Source organism: Cellulosimicrobium sp. BMG9.22 (assembly GCF_059159975.1).
This window is the reverse complement of record NZ_JBZGBY010000003.1, coordinates 86619-106099: the sequence shown is the minus strand read 5'-3', so window position 1 is coordinate 106099 and position 19481 is coordinate 86619. Positions and strand designations below refer to the sequence as shown.

Genomic DNA, 19481 nt, shown 5'->3' with positions numbered 1-19481 from the left:
CAGGACCAGCGATGACGGACGACGACGAGCGCGCAGACGCGCGGCAGGACGACGACCCGACCGCACCCGAGGAGCACCGCGCGCTCCTCGGGGGCCGGTTCGTGCTCGGCGACCTGCTGGGTGTCGGTGGCACGGCGTCGGTGTACGAGGCGCAGGACCTCGGGCCTGACGACGTCGACGGCGCCGACGTCGGGGACGGCGCGGGGGGCGCCGAGCCGCAGCGCGTCGCGGTCAAGGTGCTGCACCCGCACCTGAGCGCCGACGACGCCGCGCGGTCCGCGTTCTGGGCCCAGGCGGGCGCGGTCCGCCGGCTGCACCACCCCAACGTCGCCGCCGTGCGCGCCGTCGGCACGCACGACTCGGGCGGCGTGGTGCAGGCCTGGGTCGCGCTGGAGCTCGTGCCGGGCGGCAGCCTCGCCGACCTCGTCGCGGCCCGCGGCCCGCTGCCGGTCGGCGAGGCCGCGGCCGTGCTCGACGGCGTCCTGGCCGCCCTCGCCGCGGCGCACGCGCAGGGCCTGGTGCACCGCGACGTCGCGCCCGGCAACGTGCTGCTGGCACGCGCCGCGGACGACGACGGCCCGGTCGAGGCCGCGCACGTGCGCCTGGTCGACTTCGGGCTGGCCGGACAGTCCGGCCACGCCGCCACGGCGCACGGCGCCGGCACGGCGGGCAGCCCGGTCGGCGGGGTCGGCGGGCCGGTGGGCCGCACCGTCGTCATGCCCGGCGCGACGGGGTCCGGTGTGCCACCCGCGGGGGTCGGAGCCACGGCGGTCACCGGGCCCGGGGTCGTGGGCAACCCGCAGTTCATGTCGCCCGAGCAGGCCCAGGGGCGGCCCGTACGCGCCGCCGGAGACCAGTACCAGGCGGGCGCCCTGCTCTACTTCCTGCTGACCGGGCAGGTGCCGTTCCCGCGCGAGACCGCGGGGCAGGTGCTCCAGGCGCACGTGAGCGCGCCACCGCCCGTGCCGTCCGCCGTCCGGCCCGACGCACAACCTCTGGACCGGGTCGTGACCCGGGCGATGACGAAGACGCCCGCCCGCCGGTTCCGCGACGCCGCGGAGATGCGCACCGCGATCCTCGCGGCGGCGGCCGGTGCGGCCAGCGCTGCGGCAGGCGCTGCGGCGGGCTCGGTCGCGATCGTGGGGACCGACCGGACGAACGCGGGGACGACCGTGCCGGGCGAGTCCGGGCAGCTCGTCGGCCTCGCGGCGGCGGGGGGCGTCGCGCCCGGGCCGCTCCCCGGGCCGTGGGCGCACGACGGCGGCGCCGGCGTCGACCCTGCGGGCGCAACGCGGGCGCCGACCGGGGGAGCCGTGGCCGCCGTCGTGACCCTGGTGGTGGCCGGCCTGGCCGTCTGGGCGGTGGCGACCGGGGGGCTCGACGTCGGCACCGCTCCGGCGCCCGAGGTCAGCGCGAGCGCGCCCGCACCCGCACCGAGCGCGACGACGCCCGGGCCCGCGCCGACGGAGCAGGCGACCGTCGCCGCCGACGTCGTCGTGCCCGAGCTGGGCGGCACGCTGTCGCAGGCCGTCGCGCTGCTGCAGGCCCAGGGCCTGACGCTGGGGGAGGTGGTGCCGTCCGAGTCGCCGCTGCCCGCCGACCGGGTGCTGGGCCAGGAACCGGCCGCCGGGACGAGCATCGCTCCCGGCGGGGTCGTGCACGTGGTCGTGGCCAGCGGGACCAACACCGTGCCCGACGTCGCGGGCCTCGGCCTCGACGACGCGCAACGCTTGCTCGAGGAGGCCGGCTTCCGGGTCGTGCGACCCGACGCCGCGGACGCGTCCGCGCGCGTGACGGGCACCCGCCCGACCGCCGGGACGTCGTCGGCCCTGACCGACCCGGTGCACCTCGTCGTGGCCGCCCCGGAACCCACCGCCGGGCCGGGCGCGACGCCCGCCCCGCGCCCGGCCCCCACGCCCACGACGACCCCGGCACCGACACCGACCACGGACCCGCAGGACCCCGACGGCCCGGACCCGGATCCGGACCCGACGCCGACCGAGACCGGCCCGGACGAGGAGGAGGAGCCGTGACGCGCGCGACCGTGGCCGTCGCGGGCGCCGTCGTGACCGGGCTCGTCGGGCTCGCGGCGCTCGCGCTGCGACAGGGCCCGCTCGACGACGTCGCGGTCCAGGTCCCTGCGCCGGGGCTCGCCGTCGTCGTCGCCTCGCCCGAGGCGGCCACAGACCTGTCTGCCGACGCGGGGCCGAGCCGGCAGGAGGTCGCCGACGCCGTCGACCGGCTCGACACCCTTTCGCCGCCCGGAACCGCCACGCCCACCGACCGGGTCGACGCGACCTGGGCGCGCGAGGTCGGCGACCGGACGGGCATCGGGGCGCGGGCCGTGCTGGCGTACGCGTCGGCGGACCTCACGGTCGGGTCCGAGCAGCCGGGCTGCGGGCTCGCGTGGAACACGCTGGCCGGGATCGGGTCCGTCGAGTCGTGGCACGGCACCTACGGTGGCGCGACCCTGACCGACACGGGCACGCCCGAACCGCCGATCCGCGGCATCCCGCTGGACGGAAGGCCGGGCGTGGCCGCGATCCCGGACACCGACGGCGGCCGGTGGGACGACGATGCGACCTGGGACCGCGCCGTCGGCCCGATGCAGTTCATCCCGTCGACCTGGGAACGCTGGGGCGCCGACGGCGACGGCGACGGGGTGGCCGACCCGAACCAGATCGACGACGCGGCGCTCGCCGCGGGGCGCTACCTGTGCGCCTCCGGGGACATGGCCCGCGCGGAGGGATGGAGGTCGGCCGTCCTGTCCTACAACCGTTCGGACGCCTATGTCGCCGACGTCGCCGCCGTCGCGCAGCGCTATGCCGACGCGACGGCGGCCCCATGACACCCCCACGCACGACCCACGACGACCGAGGAGAGCACATCGTGACCAGCAACCACCCCCCGGAGGCGACCGCAGCCGGTATCCGTGCGGCCCTCCGGCCGGTCCTGCAACCGGTCCGGCGGTACGCCTGCGACCGGCGCTTCCTGGGCGTCGTCGTCCCCTCGGGCCTGGTCGTGCTCGGCCTGGTCGGAGTCAGCCTCGGCGGCGCGCCGCTGTCCGCGGTGCCGGTCATGGGCGGCGCGGTCGAGCCCGCACCCCTCAGCGTGACCGTGGGTCGGATCGGCGCGACGAGCGACCCGGACCGCCCGACGACACTGGCCCAGGTGCTGGACGTGCTCGAGCGCGCCGAGCGTGCCGCGCAGTCGGAGGGCCGCGCCCTCACGCCGGAGGTGCGGCAGGCCGCGGCGGAGCTCGGCAGCCTGCTCAGCGTCTACCTCGCCCAGGAGGACGCGCGCGACCCCGGCCGGGACGTGCCTCTCGAGGCGCCGCTCCAGGCGCAGGTCCAGGATCCGGGCGCGGAGCCCGGGCCGACGGCGGGGATGACGGCCGAGAACGTGTCGCACGTCGTCGCGTCGCCGACCACGCCTCCTGCACCGCCCGCGCCTTCCGCACCAGCCGCACCGCCGACGTCGTCCGCGTCGCCGGGCGGGGGCGTGGAGCGGGGTCCGGCGACCGTGCCGGACGCGGTCCCGGCGCCCGCCGAGGCGGTCGACGGCGAGCAGCACGGGCGCGGCGAGGTCACCTTCGACGACGTCGTCGAGGCGGCGATGCGGCTGTCGGCGCTCCTCGACCCGTCGACCGGGGCCCTGTCCAGCGGCGTCGTCATCGCGGCGGCCCGCCCGCTCGCCACGGACGTCCCGCGCGCGGGCGGGACCCTCGCCGAGGCGTTGCGGGCCGTCGTCGAGCAGTACCGCGGATCGACCGCCGGCTACGCGAACGGGTACCTTCCCGTGTCGGTGCTGTGCCCGCTCGACTTCGCCGCCGGGCACCTGCTGAGGTGCGACGCCGCAGAACGGCTGACCGCGCTGAACGCGGCCTACGAGAAGGAGTTCGGCAGGTCGATCCCGATCACGGACTCCTACCGGTCGTTCGCGGCGCAGCTCGCGGTCCGGGCGGCGAAGCCGACCCTTGCGGCCGTCCCCGGCACGTCGAACCACGGGTGGGGGCTCGCCGTCGACCTCGGACGGCCGATCTCCGGGGGCGCCTCGGCCGAGTACGCCTGGCTGCGCGTGCACGGCCCCGCCTTCGGCTGGGACAACCCGGCGTGGGCCCGGCCGGACGGGTCCAAGCCCGAACCGTGGCACTTCGAGTTCTTCGGCGGTGGCCCGATCCCCGACCGCGCCGTGACCGTCGAGGAGGTCTGGGCGGGCACGACCGGGCCAGGCCTCGGGGCCGGGGGCGGTGTCCCGTTCTCGCCGGGCCGCGGGCCCGGCCGCGACAACGGGGCCGCCGGTCCCACGCCGACGCCCGAGGTGCCCTTGCCGAGCACGCCCGGCACGCCGTCGTCGCCCGCACCGACCACACCCACGCCGACGCCCACGCCCACGCCCTCGCCGACGCCCACACCGGACCCGGACCCCACGCCGGACCCCACGCCCGACCCGACGCCGGACCCGGATCCGACGCCCGACCCCACGCCCGACCCGACGCCGGACCCGGATCCGACGCCCGACCCGACGCCGGACCCGGATCCGACGCCCGACCCGACGCCGGACCCGGAGCCCACGCCGGATCCCGACCCGACGCCGGACCCAGAGCCCACGCCGGACCCCGACCCCACGCCTGAGCCCGCTCCCGAGCCCACGCCGGTGGTGACCCCGACGACGACCGGGCAGGCGGCGGACGCCGTGTGACCGGCGCGACCCCTCGACCGGCGACGTGCGGCCGGCGACGTGCGGCCGGCGACCGGGGGCGCACCGACGGGGCGACGTCGATCGCTCTGGACCCTGGTGCCGCCGCCGTCGGCGTGGCACGGTGTACCGCGACGCCGTGGGCCGTGCTGCCTACGGGGTCTGCTGACCAGACGAGGGGAGTGCTGTCCATGGGCGACACCACGGGTGCCGGCTGCGAGACCTACGACGCGATCGTCGTCGGAGCGGGGTACTCCGGGCTGGCGATGCTCCACCACCTGCGCGAGATCGGACTGTCGACGCTCGTGGTCGACGCCGCCGACGGGATCGGCGGCACGTGGTGGGCCAACCGTTACCCGGGCGTGCGCACGGACTCCGAGTACGACTCCTACGCGTTCACGTTCTCCACCGAGGTGCGCGACGAGTGGGCGTGGACGCAGCGCTACCCGTCGGGTGCGGAGATCCGTGCGTACCTCGAGTTCGTCGCCGACCGGCTCGACCTGCGCCGGGACGTCCGGCTGAGCACCCGGGTCGTGCGTGCCGAGCACTCCGAGGCCGCCAACGCGTGGACGCTCACGCTCGCGGACGGCTCCCGGCTGCGCGCGACGTACCTCGTGTCGGCGACGGGGATCCTCTCGCGGCCGGTGTACCCGGAGATCCCCGGCCTGGACACGTTCGCCGGGGAGGTGCACCACTCGGCGCGCTGGCCCCACGAGGGTGTGGACCTGACCGGCAAGCGAGTCGGCATGATCGGGGTGGGTGCCTCGGGGATCCAGATGCTGCCCGAGCTCGCCGCCCAGGCCGCGCACGTCACTGTCTTCCAGCGCACCCCGAACTACGTCGTCGAGACGACCAACCCGACCGTCACGCCCGAGGAGCTCGCGTGGTTGCGCGCGCACTACGACGAGGTCTTCGAGCGTGCCGCCCGGCACCCGTTCGGGGTGCCGATGGACGTCCCTGCGCACTCCGCGCTCGACGTCGACGCCGAGGAGCGGCGGCGCGTGTTCGAGTCGAAGTGGGAGGCGGGCGGCTTCCACTTCGCGATGGAGTGCTTCACCGACCTCCTGACGAGCCCGCAGGCCAGCGCGTACGCGTCCGAGTTCATCCGCGGCAAGATCGGGCAGATCGTCGCCGACCCCCGCACGGCGGAGGCCCTGAGCCCGACGTCGTACACCTTCATGGGCAAGCGCCCGCCCACCGGCCACGGCTACTACGACGCGTACAACCGGGAGAACGTCGAGCTCGTCGACGTGCTCGCGTCCCCGATCACGCACGTCACGCCGCGCGGCGTGGTCGTCGACGGCGTCGAGCACGAGCTCGACGTGCTCGTGCTCGCCACGGGCTTCGACGCCATGACGGGAGCGCTCACGGCGATCGACGTCGTCGGGAGGGAGGGGATCACGCTGCGCGAGCGGTGGGAGCGCGACGGGTTGCTGACCTACCTGGGGATCGCCGTCCACGGGTTCCCGAACTTCTTCATGTCGCTGGGCCCGCAGACCCCGCTGTCCAACCTGCCCGTCCCGGTCCAGCTCGGGGCGCAGTGGCTCCAGCGCGCGCTCACCTTCGCGCGGGACAACGGCATCGACAGGCTCGAACCGACGCGCGAGGCGGAGGACTGGTGGCGCGCCGAGACCGTGCGGGCCGCGAAGGCGACGGTCATGTACGAGGAGGGGAAGAAGGCAGGCGCCTGGTTCCTCGGCGGCAACGTGCCGGGCAAGCGCGAGGAGATGGCGGTGTACCTCGGCGGCGGGCACGTCTACCAGGACCTGTGCGCGGAGGTCGAGGCGGAGCGCTACGCCGGCCTCCGGCCGGGGTCGGGACTGCCTTCGGCCCACGTCGCGCGAGCCGTCGAACACGTCGAGGTCACGCCGGCGCGCTGAGGATCTCGAGGCTCAGTTGTGCTTGCGCCCGTAGGCTCCTGGGCAACGCCCGCCAGGCCAGGTGAGATGCCGGCAGGTGGGTGACGAGAACAGCGATGCGGCGGCGGTCCGAGCCCGTGAACCCGGCGCGCTCGGTGAACGGGTCGTCGATGCACGCCAGCAGAGCGGCGGCGTCGAACAGGTGACGGTCGCGATCGCGAGAGTCGGACGTGTAGGCGGCGGCTTTGAGGATCAGCGCGCCGAACGGGCGTGGCACCGAGATCGTGGCCGTCGTGCCCGGGACGATCTCCAGCCGTGCGTTGACGGTGCGCCGCAGTGCCTGGGTGCCGCCTTCGATGCGGATCATCTCGTGGCCACGGAGCTTCGCGATCACGCGCGGGGCCGGATGGTCGGCGATCAGGACGTCGACCTGCTCTTCGGCCCCGCCGGCAACCAGGTCGACGGTGGTGGCACCGCGCACGAACCTGTGCGCGGTGTCGTTGCGTGCGTCGATGCTCGGCTGGAATCGATAGCCGAGTGTCTCCAACGCTGAGGCGACCGCGTTCGGTACTCCACGCTCGGTCTCGATGTGGAGCACGATGTCGACGTCGTTCGTCGGGCGAACGATGCCGAATCCGTGGTGGATCGTGTGCAGCTGGGTCATCAGCCCGCCCACGAGCGTCCAGCTCCCGGCCGGGAACGCCTCAGCCAGCTGCGCGACGCTGGGCCATGGCGCCGGCCAGCCGCCGGGAGCCGCGGTGATCTCGATGGTGGGTCGGTCGTGCCTCATCGGTAGGTCTTCAGCAGGTCACCCAGCGCGCGCTGTCCGACGCCGCGCACGCGGGGGTCGGTGCTCGTGGCGGCATCGAGTGCCGCGACCACCGGGGTGTCGACCAGTGCTCGCGTCCGGTCGAAGTCGAAACGGGTGACCCGCAGCACGGCACTGCCGTCTGCTTCGGCCCGAAGCCCGAGAGAGCGCACGACCTTGTCCAGGTCGCTTGCGGGGAGGTAGCCGTCGACGCTGTCGTCTACGGCGTCGGTGATCCCCAGAAGTCCCAGGTTGTTCGTCGCGACGAGCTCTCGCAGCCGGGGGAGTGCGGCACGGTGTGCCTCGAAGACGTGGACCTGGGCGCGCTCACGCATCCGGGTGAGCAGGTCCTCGATATCGGTGATCTGGCGCAGCGTGCTGCGGAGCCGCGAGGCCTGGCTGGCTCCCAGCCAGTCGGTGTCGCGGCCGGCGAGAAGCGCGACCGCTCCCCAGGCAGTGGGCTCCGCCCAGGCGCGGGTGCGCCCCCGGCGTCGTGACCGGAGGTAACGGTCGACCGAGCTGCGGTCGACCAGTCCGCGCGCAATCTTGGTCAGCGCTCCGGAGTCGGCCAGACGGCGGGCGTGACGAGTCGACACCCCCAGGGTGCGCGCGGTCTCCTCGATGCTGAGGAAGTCCTCACCTGCCATGACAGATAAGGTCCCATGCTGGACCTAATCTGTAAACCGGGCGTGAGAGATCGCTCTACGAGGCAGCGATCAGCCCGGAGGCGGGCTCACGACCAAGGCCCCATCAGTCGCCGGCGGCGGCCATCTTCCCGATCTCGTCGAGCACGATGTCGGGACGATCGGTCGGGACGTCGTGAGAGCTGCCCTCGGCAGTGACGAGGGTGCGATCCGGGCCGGCCGCCACGAACGCGGCTGCCGCGTCTCGCCAGCGCTGCGCGTCCTCCTGCAGACCGTCGAACGGTGTCTTCTCCGACACGATGACGGTGGCAGGAACGTCGTCCGGCCAGGACACCTGGTGGTAGGCCTGGTGCATCGGCGCGTAGTTCTCGGCAGTCGCGATCAGCTGGCGGTTCTGCTTGGTGGACGGGTCCTGCTTCGCGGCCTCGACCTGCGGCGTGCTCACGGAGATCAGGCGGGCGATCGTCTCGTCGGTGTAGAGCTGAGGCAGATTCGCGTCGACGAGCACCGCGCCGGAGACCAGCTGCGGGTTGGCGCGCGTGAAGTAGGTGGCGACCTCACCCGCTTGAGAGTGGGCCACCAGGACGACGTCCTGCGTGACATCTAGTGCGCGCAGACCGGTCTCCAGGTCGCTGACAGCGCTCTGCACGTCCCATGCGCCCGGCACCTCGTCACTGTCACCGAGCCCTGCGCGGTCGTACGTGATGATCGTGGAGCCGGTGGCCGCCGCCAGCTGGGGAACCAGGTCGTCCCAGTACGAGGAGTCCATGCCCCCGCCCGAGTCCAGGACGAGGGCAGGAAGACCGCCAGGTGTGACGTGGAACGCCAGGCGCCGGCCGGCGCCCGCGTCGACCATGTGCAGCACGGCATCGGCGGGTGCGGCTGAGGCGGGTGCGGACGGAGTCGGCGGCGCCGACGAGGTAGTGCTCACCGAGTCGGACGCGTCGCCGCAAGCCGCGAGAGCTCCGGCGGTGACGGCGAGCAAGAGCATCGTCGGCAGCACACGCCGCGCGCGTCGACGGTGCAGGTCATTTCTCATCAGAGTGGTCTCCTGGAGCAGCGGTTGCATGGGGCCGAACGGCCTCAATCCTCGCCGCGTGCGGGCTGCCGGGCGATCCTGCTGCCCCGAGGACTTCGGGCGGCCTTTCGGCACCCCCCACGGGGGCCATCCCCCCTTGCACCCGTGGCCGGACACAGAAGAGTCCACGCGTACCGCCACCAGGAAGGTGCGTGCGGGTCGCGTGGACTCTTCATGGACTAAGGGGTCGAAGGAGGCCCCGAAAGCCCGGAATCTAGCCGATCAGGCCTAGATGTCGTAGTAGAGCTCGAACTCGTGCGGGTGCGGGCGCAGACGGATCGGGTCGATCTCGTTGGTGCGCTTGTAGTCGATCCACGTCTGGATGAGGTCGGGCGTGAACACGTCGCCCTGCGTGAGGAACTCGTGGTCGGCCTCGAGGTTGTCCAGCGCCTCGGAGAGGGAGCCGGGGACCTGCTGGATCTGCGCGTGCTCCTCGGGGGGCAGCTCGTAGAGGTCCTTGTCGATCGGGTCCGGCGGCTCGATGCGGTTCTTGATGCCGTCGATGCCGGCGAGCAGCTGGGCGGCGAACGCGAGGTACGGGTTGGCCGACGGGTCCGGCACACGGAACTCGACGCGCTTGGCGCCGGCGGACGAGCCGGTGACCGGGATGCGGATGCACGCGGAGCGGTTGCGGGCCGAGTAGACCAGGTTGACCGGGGCCTCGTAGCCCGGGACGAGGCGGTGGTAGGAGTTCACCGACGGGTTCGTGAACGCGAGCAGCGACGGCGCGTGCTTGAGCAGGCCGCCGATGTACCAGCGCGCGAGGTCGGAGAGACCGCCGTAGCCCTTCTCGTCGAAGAACAGCGGCTTGCCGTCCTTCCACAGGGACTGGTGCGAGTGCATGCCCGAGCCGTTGTCGCCGAAGATCGGCTTCGGCATGAACGTGGCCGACTTGCCGGCCTCGAAGGCCTGGTTGCGGATGACGTACTTGAACTTCATCAGGTCGTCGGCCGCGTGCAGCAGCGTGTTGAAGCGGTAGTTGATCTCCTGCTGACCGGCGGTGCCCACCTCGTGGTGCGCACGCTCGACCTCGAGGCCGACCTCCTCCAGCGTCGCGCACATGTCGTCGCGCAGGTCCGCGAAACGGTCGGACGGCGAGACGGGGAAGTAGCCGCCCTTGTAGCGCGTCTTGTACGCGAGGTTGCCGCCCTCCTCCTCACGGCCCGTGTTCCACGCCGCCTCGATCGAGTCGAGGTAGTAGAAGCTCGAGTGCTGGTTCGTCGCGAAGCGAGCCTCGTCGAACAGGTAGAACTCGGCCTCGGGCGCGAAGAACGCGGTGTCCGCGATGCCGGTCGAGCGCAGGTACGCCTCGGCCTTGGCCGCGATGTTGCGGGGGTCGCGCGAGTACGGCTCGCCCGTGAACGGGTCGACGATGGAGAAGTTCACGACGAGCGTCTTGCGCTTGCGGAACGGGTCCACGAACGCGGTCTTGACGTCCGGCACGAGCTTCATGTCCGACTCGTGGATCGCCTGGAAGCCGCGGATCGACGAGCCGTCGAACATCAGGCCGTCCTCGAACGCAGCCTCGTCGAACTGCGAGACGGGGATGTTGAAGTGCTGCATGATGCCGGGCAGGTCGCAGAACCGGACGTCGACGAACTCGACGCCTTCGTTCCGCGTGAAGGCGATTGCCTCCTCCGCGTTGTTGAACATCCGTTGCTCCTTGATCGGGTGGTGCCGTCGGGCTGCGCGGCGGTCACGCCGCTGACGTGGCGCCCACGAACCTAGGTGCAGGCGGTTTCCTCGCCGTGTACCTGTTGTTTCCGTCGTGTTACGTCCCGCCTCCCCGTGTGACGGTCGTGCTACACGGGGGCACGCAGCAGCCGGCGGCGGGCCGGTGTGCCGTGCGGCACCCTACCGCCGCAGGGTCGCCCGGTGTCCAGGGTGTCCATGTCTCGGCACGTACCCTGGTGACGTGGTTTCACGCGAGGACATGGGGTCGTGGCTCGAGGGCACGCCCGGCGGTCAGCAGGACGGACGCGGCGCACGACTCGGGCTCCCGCCCGACGGGCCCGGCTCCCTCGCGACGCTCGGGCGCCGCCTCGTCGCGCTGATCATCGACTGGACGCTCGCGACGCTCGTCGCCTTCCTCTTCTTCCGCCCCGACGTCCCGGGCTTCTTCGAGGGCATCTCCGCCCTACCGGTGTGGTCCCAGCCGCTCGTCTTCGCGATCGAGAACGTCCTCCTCGTGAGCACGCTCGGCTTCACCGTCGGACACCGCATCATGGGGATGCGCGTGCGCCGCGTCGCCGAGCCCACCCGCATGGTCGGCATCGGCCGCGGCGCCCTCCGCACCGTGCTGCTGTGCCTGGTGATCCCCGCGGTCGTCTGGGACGCCGACGGCCGAGGCCTCCACGACCGCGCGGCGGGCACGCTCCTCGTCCGCACCTGAGGCCACGAGCGGGGTGCAGCCGGGACGACGGCGCCTCGCACCCGGGCGAGCCGACAGGACGAGCGGGACCGACGGCGCCTCGCACCCGGGTGAGCCGACAGCCCCGCACCCGGGTGAGCCGACAGCCCCGCACCCGGGTGAGCCGACAGCAGAGCGGGTGGAGCGGGGAGGACGGCGCGTCGTGGTCGGGCCTGGCGGGAGCCCGCGAGGAACGAGCGGGCGGATGGTAGACGCGCCGTCGTCCCCGCTCCACCCGCTCCGGTGACCAGAACGCAGGAGGCGAGCCAAGCGGCTCAGCGACCCTTCATGCCCTTGCGGTCAGGACGGGCGCGCGTCGGGTCGATCCCCTTGGGGATGGGCAGCCGCGCGGCGCCGAGCGCGCGCAGGCGCTTGGAGACCTCGGCCGTCTCGGGCTTGGTGAGCGTCGGCTTGAGCTTCTGCACCGCGCGCGGGAGCTTGGGCAGCGCGACCTGGCCCTCGTCGTCGCCGACCTGGATGGCGGTGATGGGCACGTTCGGCAGGACGCGCGCGACGCGCTTGCGCTCGGAGTCGAGGAGGCGCTTGGCGCGGTGCGCCGGGCCCTCGCTGACGAGCACGACACCCGCCCGCCCGACGCCGCGGAACACGAGGTCCTGCGTGCGGGGGTCGATCGCGACGGGCTCCTCGTCGAACGTCCAGCCGCGACGGATCGTGCCGAGCGCTGCGCGCGCGGCACCGGGCTGACCCTCGATCTGCTGGTAGGCGGCGTGCTCCGCACGACGCGTGAGGACGAACATCGCGCCCAGTGCCGCGAACGGGATGCCGACGATGAGGGTGTAGACCCACTGGCCCCACCACAGGCCGATCCCCAGCGCGACGGCGAGGATGCCGACGAACACGCCGAGCATGACCCACGTGACCGCCGGGTCCTGCTTGCGCGTCATCTGGTACGCGGCCCACACCTGGTGGTACCAACGCTGCTTCTTGGGCTTCTTCTGCTTCGCGACCTGCTCGCCGGCGGCGGGCGCGCCGGAGCTGTCCGAGTTCTTGCGGGCCATGGCGGTCAGTCTAGTGGGGCGAACGTGCCAGCAGGCTCGCCGCCTCCTGGCGCGACGTCGTCGGCTCGGCGAGGTGCGCGAGCGCGGCGGGGATCTCCATGCCGCGGCGCGTCATGGCCTGGCCCCACAGGCGCCCGGCGCGGTACGACGAGCGCACGAGCGGCCCCGACATGACGCCGAGGAACCCCATCGCCTCGGCGGCGTCGGACAGCTCGACGAACTCCTCCGGCCTGACCCAGCGGTCCACGGGGTGGTGCCGCAGCGAGGGGCGCAGGTACTGGGTGATCGTCACGAGGTCGCAGCCGGCGTCGTGCAGGTCCTGCAGCGCCTCCTTCGCCTCCTCGATCGTCTCGCCCATGCCGAGAATGATGTTCGACTTCGTCACGAGGCCGGCCTCGCGCGCCCGCGTGAGCACCGACAGCGAGCGGTCGTAGCGGAATGCGGGGCGGATCTGCTTGAAGATGCGCGGCACGGTCTCGAGGTTGTGCGCGAGCACCTCGGGGCGCGACTCGTTCACCTCGTCGAGCAGCTCGGGGATCGCGTTGAAGTCGGGGATGAGCAGCTCGACGCCGGTGCCCGGGTTGAGCGCGTGGATCTGGCGGACGGTCTCCGCGTAGAGCCAGGCACCGCCGTCGGGCAGGTCGTCGCGCGCGACGCCCGTGATGGTCGAGTAGCGCAGCCCCATCGCCTGGACCGACTCGGCGACGCGGCGCGGCTCGTCGGCGTCGAAGTCCGCGGGCTTGCCCGTGTCGATCTGGCAGAAGTCGCAGCGCCGCGTGCACTGGTCCCCACCGATGAGGAACGTCGCCTCGCGGTCCTCCCAGCACTCGAAGATGTTGGGACAGCCCGCCTCCTCGCAGACCGTGTGCAGCCCCTCGCGCTTCACGAGCCCCTTGAGCTCGGAGTACTCCGGGCCCATGGTCGCGCGGGTCTTGATCCACTCGGGCTTCTTCTCGATCGGCGTCGCGGCGTTGCGGGCCTCGACCCGCAGCATGCGCCGTCCTTCTGGTGCGATCGTCACGGGTGTCTCCCGGTCGTCGTGGCGAGTGAGGGCCGACGTCGCCGCGCAGGCGGGTGGGCGGCGCACCGCTGCGGTGCGATCGCCCGGAGTACGACGCCGGACTCCGGTCAGACTACGCGCTCGCCCGAGCTCGGTCCCGGGTGGAGACCACCCTGTGGACGTGACGTCAGCGACACTCCGGTGACGACGAGCAGGACCGCGGCGAGCACGGGCACGACGAACGCGGCCGTCGTCGAGATCGTGTCGGCGGCGGCTCCGCCGCCCGCTGCCCCGACTGCCACGCCCACGACGTTCGCGCTGGCCACGAGCGTCATCGCGGACGCGGTCCGCCCCGCCGGCGCGCGGTCGCCCGCGACCGTGAACACCGTCACCATGACCGGCCCGACGAACAGCCCCGCCGCGGCGACGGCCACGACCACCGCCGTGAGCGCCCCGCCCGCCGCGGCGAGCACGAGCGCCACGGTGCCCAGGAGGAGGCCGCCCGCGAACGTGACCCAGCGGCCGCGCTGGCTCCAGCGGCGGGGGAGCGCGACGACCGCGAGCGCGGTCACGGCCGAGCCGACGCCCAGGACCGCGTAGACGAGGCCCGCGCTGCCGGGCACGCCCGCGTCGCGCGTGAACGCGGTGAGCGCCGCCTGGGTCCCGCCGAACAGCAGCCCCATCGCGAGCATGCCGACCAGGACGACCCCTTCGCGGCGCACGAGCGCCAGGATCCCCCCGGTGACGGGGGCATGGCCGCCGCGATCCGACACGTCGCCGTCGGGCACGCGCGCCGCGCCGGGGTGCGCGGCGGCCGCGCGCGACGTCGGGTGCAGTGCGAACGCGGTGCCGAAGACGGCTATGCCGCCTGCCGCGACGAGGACCGCGACCTGCGGGGAGCCGGCCGAGGCGAGGATCCCGACGAGCGCGGGGCCGAGCACGAAGCTCACCTCGTCGGCGGTGCTCTCGTAGCCCATCGCGGCGGCGAGCGTCCGCGGCTCGCGCGCCGCGAGGCGCAGCCACCGCACACGGGCGAGCGGCCCGACCTGCGGCACGCTCGCGCCGGTCGCGGCGGCGACGGCGAGCACCACGGGGAGGGCGGCAGGCCCGTCCGGGCCGGTCGTCACCACGACGAGCGCGAGGACGGCGAGGGTCGCCACGGGGACGGCGACGAGGAGCACGGCGCGCTGCCCGACGCGGTCCGCCAGGGCGCCCTGCGTCGGGCCGCCGACCGCCGTGCCGATCGCGGTCGCCGCGGACGCGAGCCCGCCGACGGCGACGGAGGACGTCGCGGACGTCACGAGGAGCAGCGTCCCGATGGTGAGCATCGAGAACGGCAGCCGGGCGAGGAACGCGACGGGCAGGAACGAGCGTCCGGCGAGCTGGGGGAGCCGCCCGTACCCGGCGCGCGGCGGCACAGGTCGGGGTGCGTCGTCGGTTCCGGGTCCGGGGAGTGCGTCAGGTGCGCGCGAGGCGCGCGCGGGGGTGGTGGTCATGCGGTCCAGGTCCTCGAGGGTGCGTCGTGCCGCACGCCGACCCACCCGTACTCCGGCGCGCGAGGTTTCCCTGGTCCCGCCAGGCTACCCGCTGCTACCCGCTGCTACCCGCTCCTACCCCGCGAGGGCCTCCGCCGCCGTCGCGTGCGCGGGCGCGTCCGCGGCCCCGCCCTGGTCGCGCAGCGGCGCGAGCGCGTCCTCCAGCGCCGCCACGAGCAGCGGTGCGACCTCGGCGAGCGTCACGTCGCGGCCGAGCTCGGCGGTGAGCGACGTCACGTCGGCGTCCTCGATGCCGCACGGGACGATCCGGTCGAAGCGCGAGAGGTCGGGGACGCAGTTCAGGGCGAGGCCGTGCATCGTCACGCCCTTCGCGACGCGCACGCCGATGGCGCACACCTTGCGCTCGCGGCGGGTCGCGTCGGCCGCGAGCCACACCCCGCTGCGTCCCTCGACGCGCATCGTCGCCAGTCCGAGGTCGGCGCACACGACCATGACGGCCTCCTCGAGGGCGCGCACGTACGCGACGACGTCGACCGGCTCGGCGAGCCGCAGGATCGGGTAGACCACCTGCTGGCCCGGGCCGTGCCACGTGATCTTCCCGCCGCGGTCGACGTCGACGACGGGCGTGCCGTCGTCGGGCCGCTCGGCCCGGTGCGTGCGGCGCCCGGCGGTGTACACGTCGGGGTGCTCGACGAGGATCAGGGTGTCCGGACGGGTGTGCGCGACGACGTCGTCGTGCACCGCGCGCTGCAGGTCCCAAGCCTCGTGGTAGTCGGTGAGACCGGGCAGGGGGAGCAGGTCCATCGGGTCAGGTTAGCCCTCGTCGTCGGGCATGCCGCTCCGTGTGGGCAACGTCTCGAGCATCGCGAGCAGCACCTCTCGCAGCGCGGCGACCTGGTCGTCGTCGAGCCCGCGGGTCGCGAGGTCCTCGGCGGAGCGGCGGCGGGCGGCCGCGAGGCCGGCGGCGCGCCCGGCGTCGGTGATCGCCACCGCGCGACGACGCCGGTCGGTCGGGTCGTCCGTGCGCGTCACGTACCCGGATCGCTCCAGTCGCGCCACGATCCGGCTCATGGTCTGCTCCGTGACCCCGGACTCGGTCGCGAGGAGGCGCTGGGAGCGCGGCCCGCCGAGCAGGTGCATGAGGACCGGGAAACCCGCATGGTTGAGGTCCCACTGCGCGAGGTGGGCGTTCCACTCGCGCTCGATGCGGCGGGCGACGGCGAACAGCAGCCGCCCGGTGGCCCACTGATCGGGGTCGGCGGGCGTGGGGTCGCCGACGTCCGGGTCGCCGTACGGCCCGGTGGCAGCTTCCCTCGACGCGTGCGCCACGTGCATTCCTCCCTCACCCATGGCACCATTACTCAGCATGCTGAGCAATAGGAAGAGCGGATTCCTCCGCGGGCTGATCATTGTCGCAGTCATCGGTCTGTGGATGGCGATCGGCGCGCTCGGTGGACAGGCGCAGGGCCGCCTGAGCAGCGTGCAGACCAACGACGCCGCGGCCTTCCTGCCCGAGAGGGCCGAGTCGACGCGCGCCGCCGAGGTCGCACGCGAGTTCACCGACTCCGAGACGCTTCCCGCCCTCGTCGTGGCGACCACGGGTGACGGCAGCGCGCTCACGCCGGACGACCTCGCGGCCCTCGACGCGTACGCCGCCGCCGTCCCCGCCGCCCCGCTCGAGGGCACGGCGGGCGACGAGCCCGCCACCGTCGGCGACGTCTCCGTGGCCGACCCCGTCGTGGTCCCCTCCGAGGACGGCGAGGCCGCGCTCGTCGTCGTCTCCCTCGACGCGTCGGTGGCGTCCGACCGGGTCGGCGCCGAGGAGAGCAGCGTGAGCGAGCTCGCCGTCGGGGCCCTGCGCGACCTCGCGGCTGCCGATGCCGCGGACGGCGGCCTCGCCGGCACCGCGCTCGAGGCGTGGGTCACGGGACCCGCCGGGTTCGTCGCGGACCTCGTGACCGCGTTCGGCGGGATCGACACCGTGCTGCTCCTCGTCGCGCTCGGCGCCGTGCTCGTCATCCTCGCCGTCGTCTACCGCTCGCCGGTCCTGCCCTTCCTCGTCATCCTCACCGCGGTCCTCGCCCTGACGCTCGCGGGCCTGGTGGTCTACCACCTGGCCGCGGCCGACGTGCTCACGCTCAACGGCCAGTCGCAGGGGATCCTGTCGATCCTCGTCGTCGGCGCCGCGGTCGACTACTCGTTGCTCGTCGTCGCGCGCTACCGCGAGGAGCTGTGGCACGTCCGCTCGACGGTCACGGCGCTGCGGCGTGCGGTGCGCGCCTCGGTCGAGCCGATCGCCGCGAGCGCCGGCACCGTGATCGCGGGGCTGCTGTGCCTCCTGCTGTCCGACCTCTCCTCGAACCGGAGCCTCGGCCCCGTCGCGGCGATCGGCATCGCCTCGGCGTTCGTCGCGTCGCTCACCCTCCTGCCCGCGCTGCTGCTCGTCGCGGGGCAGCGCTCGCGCGCGCTCTTCTGGCCGCGGATGCCGCGCTTCGCGGGCGACCACGCGGCGTCGGCGGACGTCGCCGCTGCCGAGGACGTCGTGAGCGTCGAGGGCCACGGCGTCTGGTCACGCGTCGCCAGCTTCGTCGGCCGCCACGACCGTCGGGTCTGGGTCGTCACCGCCCTCGTGCTCGCCGCGTGCGCCGCCTTCGTCCCGACGCTCGACGCCGACGGTACGGGGGACTCCGAGGTGTTCCTCACGCAGGTCGACTCGGTCGACGGCGAGCAGGTGCTCACCGAGCACTTCGAGGGGGTGTCCGCCCAGCCGGCGACCGTCGTGGCCCCCGAGGGTGATCTCGACGCCGTCGTCGAGGCGGCCGAGGGCACCGACGGCGTCGCCGCGGCGACGCCCGTCACCGACGAGCCCGCCGTCGCCCCCGGCGCCCCGGCGCAGGGCGAGCCGCTCGTCGTCGACGGGCAGGTGCGCGTCGACGTCACCACGGACGCGCCGTCGGACAGCCAGGAGGCCGTGGAGACGGTCTCCGCGCTGCGCGACGCCGTGCACGAGGTCTCGCCCGACGCCCTCGTCGGGGGAGCGGCGGCCGAGCGGCTCGACACCCAGCTCGCGGGTCAGCGCGACCTGCGCGTGATCGTGCCCGTGGTGCTCGTCGTCATCCTGCTCATCCTCATCGTGCTGCTGCGCTCCGTGGTCGCGCCGGTGCTGCTCATGCTCGCGAACGTCCTGTCGTTCGGCGCCGCGCTCGGTGTGGCCGCGCTCGTGTTCGAGCACGTGCTCGACTTCCCGGGCGCCGACCCCGCCGTGCCGCTCTACGCGTTCTGCTTCCTCGTCGCGCTCGGGGTCGACTACTCGATCTTCCTCATGACGCGCGTGCGCGAGGAGAGCCTCGCCGTGGGGACGCGCCGCGGCGTGCTGCGAGGCCTCGCCGTCACGGGCTCGGTCATCACCTCGGCGGGCGTCGTGCTCGCGGCGACGTTCGCGGCGCTCGGCATCATCCCGCTGCTGTTCCTCGCCCAGCTGGCGTTCATCGTCGCGTTCGGCGTGCTGGTGGACACGCTCGTCGTCCGCAGCCTGCTCGTGCCGGCGCTCGTCCACGACGTCGGCCGCCGGGCCTGGTGGCCGAGCGCGCTGGGCCGCGAGGACCGCGGCCCGGACGCGCCCGCCGGTCCGGGTCAGCCCGACGGGACCGGCTCGGCCGGGCAGTCCTCGAGCACCCGGGCCATCGCCGCCGACTCGGACGGGGTGACGGCGAGCTCGTAGGTCGACTTCACGGCGATCTGGCGCGCGACGTACGGGCAGCGGAAGGCGTGGTTCGGTGGCAGCCACGCCGACGCGTCGCGCGCGCCCTTCGACTGGTTCGCCGGGCCGTCGGAGGCGAGGAGGTTGAGCGGGTCGTTCGCGAACCGCAAGCGGGTCTCGTCGTCCCAGGCCTGCGCACCCTTGCGCCAGGCGTCCAGCAGCGGGACGACGTGGTCGACCTGCACGGCCGTGCTGGTCTCGTTGCCGCGGCGGAAGCCGATCGTCTCGCCGGTGTACGGGTCGTGGAACGTGCCGGTGCGGATCTCGCACGGCTCGCCGCGGGTCGAGTAGGTGAGGTCCGTGAGGTCGCGCGCGAGGATGTCGTTGCGCGTGTCGCAGCCGTTGCCGTCGACGTCCGTCCACGCCGAGCCGAACAGCGAGCGTTCGTACCCGGTGTCGGCCGCCGGCCCCTTCACCTCGAGCCGCGTGAGGGCCGCGAGCGCCGTCCCCGGCTCGGGCGCGGGGTCGTCGTCGTCCGCCGCGACGGACTGCTGGCTGACGACGTTCGCGACGACGATGACGATCGCGAGCGCGATGAGGACGTAGCGCAGGACGCTGCGACGGTGAACCCGGCGACGAGGGACCCGGCGGCTCGTGGTGCTCAAGGGACGACCTTCCCGAAGACCATGCTTCGGCCCGGCGCGCGCGAGACGGTACGCAGCGTTCCATACCGGACCAACGCGCACATTCTGCCATTTCTCCGGGCGTG

16 protein-coding genes are annotated in these 19481 nt (G+C 73.8%); 6 read left to right on the top strand and 10 right to left on the bottom strand.

Going from position 1 to position 19481, the window contains the following annotated elements; genetic code table 11:
* Positions 1 to 11 precede the first annotated feature (11 nt).
* The 4 genes from AC4H2H_RS03605 to AC4H2H_RS03590 all read left to right on the top strand — a co-directional run bounded on the left by AC4H2H_RS03605 (position 12) and on the right by AC4H2H_RS03590 (position 6578).
* Positions 12 to 2033, top strand: coding sequence for a protein kinase domain-containing protein (locus AC4H2H_RS03605; protein ID WP_494369454.1), 2022 nt, complete (start codon positions 12 to 14; stop codon positions 2031 to 2033).
* Positions 2030 to 2848 (top strand): lytic transglycosylase domain-containing protein, encoded by an 819-nt coding sequence (locus AC4H2H_RS03600; protein ID WP_494369453.1) that lies wholly within the window; start codon positions 2030 to 2032, stop codon positions 2846 to 2848. The genes AC4H2H_RS03605 and AC4H2H_RS03600 overlap by 4 nt, the downstream gene beginning before the upstream one ends.
* Before the next feature lie 41 nt (positions 2849 to 2889).
* Positions 2890 to 4701 carry a M15 family metallopeptidase gene (locus AC4H2H_RS03595; RefSeq protein WP_494369452.1) on the top strand — a complete coding sequence of 604 codons (1812 nt, stop codon included), beginning with the start codon at positions 2890 to 2892 and terminating at the stop codon, positions 4699 to 4701.
* Between the two features lie 188 nt (positions 4702 to 4889).
* Positions 4890 to 6578 carry a flavin-containing monooxygenase gene (locus tag AC4H2H_RS03590; protein ID WP_494369451.1) on the top strand — a complete coding sequence of 563 codons (1689 nt, stop codon included), beginning with the start codon at positions 4890 to 4892 and terminating at the stop codon, positions 6576 to 6578.
* On the opposite strand, the gene AC4H2H_RS03585 is transcribed toward AC4H2H_RS03590, so the two are convergent.
* The 4 genes from AC4H2H_RS03585 to glnA all read right to left on the bottom strand — a co-directional run bounded on the left by AC4H2H_RS03585 (position 6562) and on the right by glnA (position 10740).
* On the bottom strand, positions 6562 to 7347 hold the full coding sequence (locus AC4H2H_RS03585; protein ID WP_494369450.1) for a hypothetical protein: 786 nt from the start codon (positions 7345 to 7347) through the stop codon (positions 6562 to 6564). The two genes, AC4H2H_RS03590 and AC4H2H_RS03585, sit on opposite strands and share 17 nt — an antisense overlap.
* Positions 7344 to 8012 (bottom strand): helix-turn-helix domain-containing protein, encoded by a 669-nt coding sequence (locus tag AC4H2H_RS03580; protein WP_494369449.1) that lies wholly within the window; start codon positions 8010 to 8012, stop codon positions 7344 to 7346. The genes AC4H2H_RS03585 and AC4H2H_RS03580 overlap by 4 nt, the downstream gene beginning before the upstream one ends.
* A 103-nt stretch (positions 8013 to 8115) precedes the next feature.
* Positions 8116 to 9048: an alpha/beta fold hydrolase gene (locus AC4H2H_RS03575; RefSeq protein ID WP_494369448.1), complete on the bottom strand. Its 933-nt coding sequence runs from the start codon at positions 9046 to 9048 to the stop codon at positions 8116 to 8118.
* 267 nt (positions 9049 to 9315) lie between these two features.
* Positions 9316 to 10740, bottom strand: a complete 1425-nt coding sequence (gene glnA / locus AC4H2H_RS03570; RefSeq protein WP_494369447.1) for a type I glutamate--ammonia ligase — start codon at positions 10738 to 10740, stop codon at positions 9316 to 9318.
* 262 nt (positions 10741 to 11002) lie between these two features.
* Here glnA and AC4H2H_RS03565 point away from each other — a divergent pair, with 262 nt between their 5' ends.
* The gene (locus AC4H2H_RS03565; RefSeq protein WP_494369446.1) at positions 11003 to 11479 is read left to right on the top strand and encodes an RDD family protein; all 477 of its coding nucleotides are present in this window, start codon (positions 11003 to 11005) and stop codon (positions 11477 to 11479) included.
* Positions 11480 to 11772: 293 nt separating this feature from the next.
* Here the strand turns inward: AC4H2H_RS03565 and AC4H2H_RS03560 are convergent, their stop codons facing one another.
* The 5 genes from AC4H2H_RS03560 to AC4H2H_RS03540 form a co-directional block, all read right to left on the bottom strand.
* The gene (locus AC4H2H_RS03560; protein ID WP_494369445.1) at positions 11773 to 12516 is read right to left on the bottom strand and encodes a DUF4191 domain-containing protein; all 744 of its coding nucleotides are present in this window, start codon (positions 12514 to 12516) and stop codon (positions 11773 to 11775) included.
* Positions 12517 to 12526: 10 nt separating this feature from the next.
* Entirely contained in the window at positions 12527 to 13537 is a 1011-nt protein-coding gene (gene lipA, locus AC4H2H_RS03555) for a lipoyl synthase (RefSeq protein ID WP_494369444.1), read from the bottom strand.
* Positions 13538 to 13644: 107 nt separating this feature from the next.
* On the bottom strand, positions 13645 to 15012 hold the full coding sequence (locus tag AC4H2H_RS03550) for an MFS transporter (RefSeq protein WP_494369443.1): 1368 nt from the start codon (positions 15010 to 15012) through the stop codon (positions 13645 to 13647).
* Between the two features lie 114 nt (positions 15013 to 15126).
* Entirely contained in the window at positions 15127 to 15816 is a 690-nt protein-coding gene (lipB, locus tag AC4H2H_RS03545) for a lipoyl(octanoyl) transferase LipB (protein ID WP_494369442.1), read from the bottom strand.
* A 9-nt stretch (positions 15817 to 15825) separates the two neighbouring features.
* Positions 15826 to 16362, bottom strand: coding sequence for a MarR family winged helix-turn-helix transcriptional regulator (locus tag AC4H2H_RS03540; RefSeq protein WP_494369441.1), 537 nt, complete (start codon positions 16360 to 16362; stop codon positions 15826 to 15828).
* Positions 16363 to 16378: 16 nt separating this feature from the next.
* Here AC4H2H_RS03540 and AC4H2H_RS03535 point away from each other — a divergent pair, with 16 nt between their 5' ends.
* A complete protein-coding gene (locus AC4H2H_RS03535; protein ID WP_494369440.1) occupies positions 16379 to 18733 on the top strand; it encodes an MMPL family transporter in 2355 nt (784 codons plus the stop codon).
* Here the strand turns inward: AC4H2H_RS03535 and AC4H2H_RS03530 are convergent.
* Complete coding sequence (locus tag AC4H2H_RS03530) at positions 18646 to 19377, bottom strand: HNH endonuclease family protein (RefSeq protein ID WP_494369439.1); 732 nt, start codon at positions 19375 to 19377, stop codon at positions 18646 to 18648. The genes AC4H2H_RS03535 and AC4H2H_RS03530 overlap by 88 nt on opposite strands.
* Positions 19378 to 19481 lie beyond the last annotated feature (104 nt).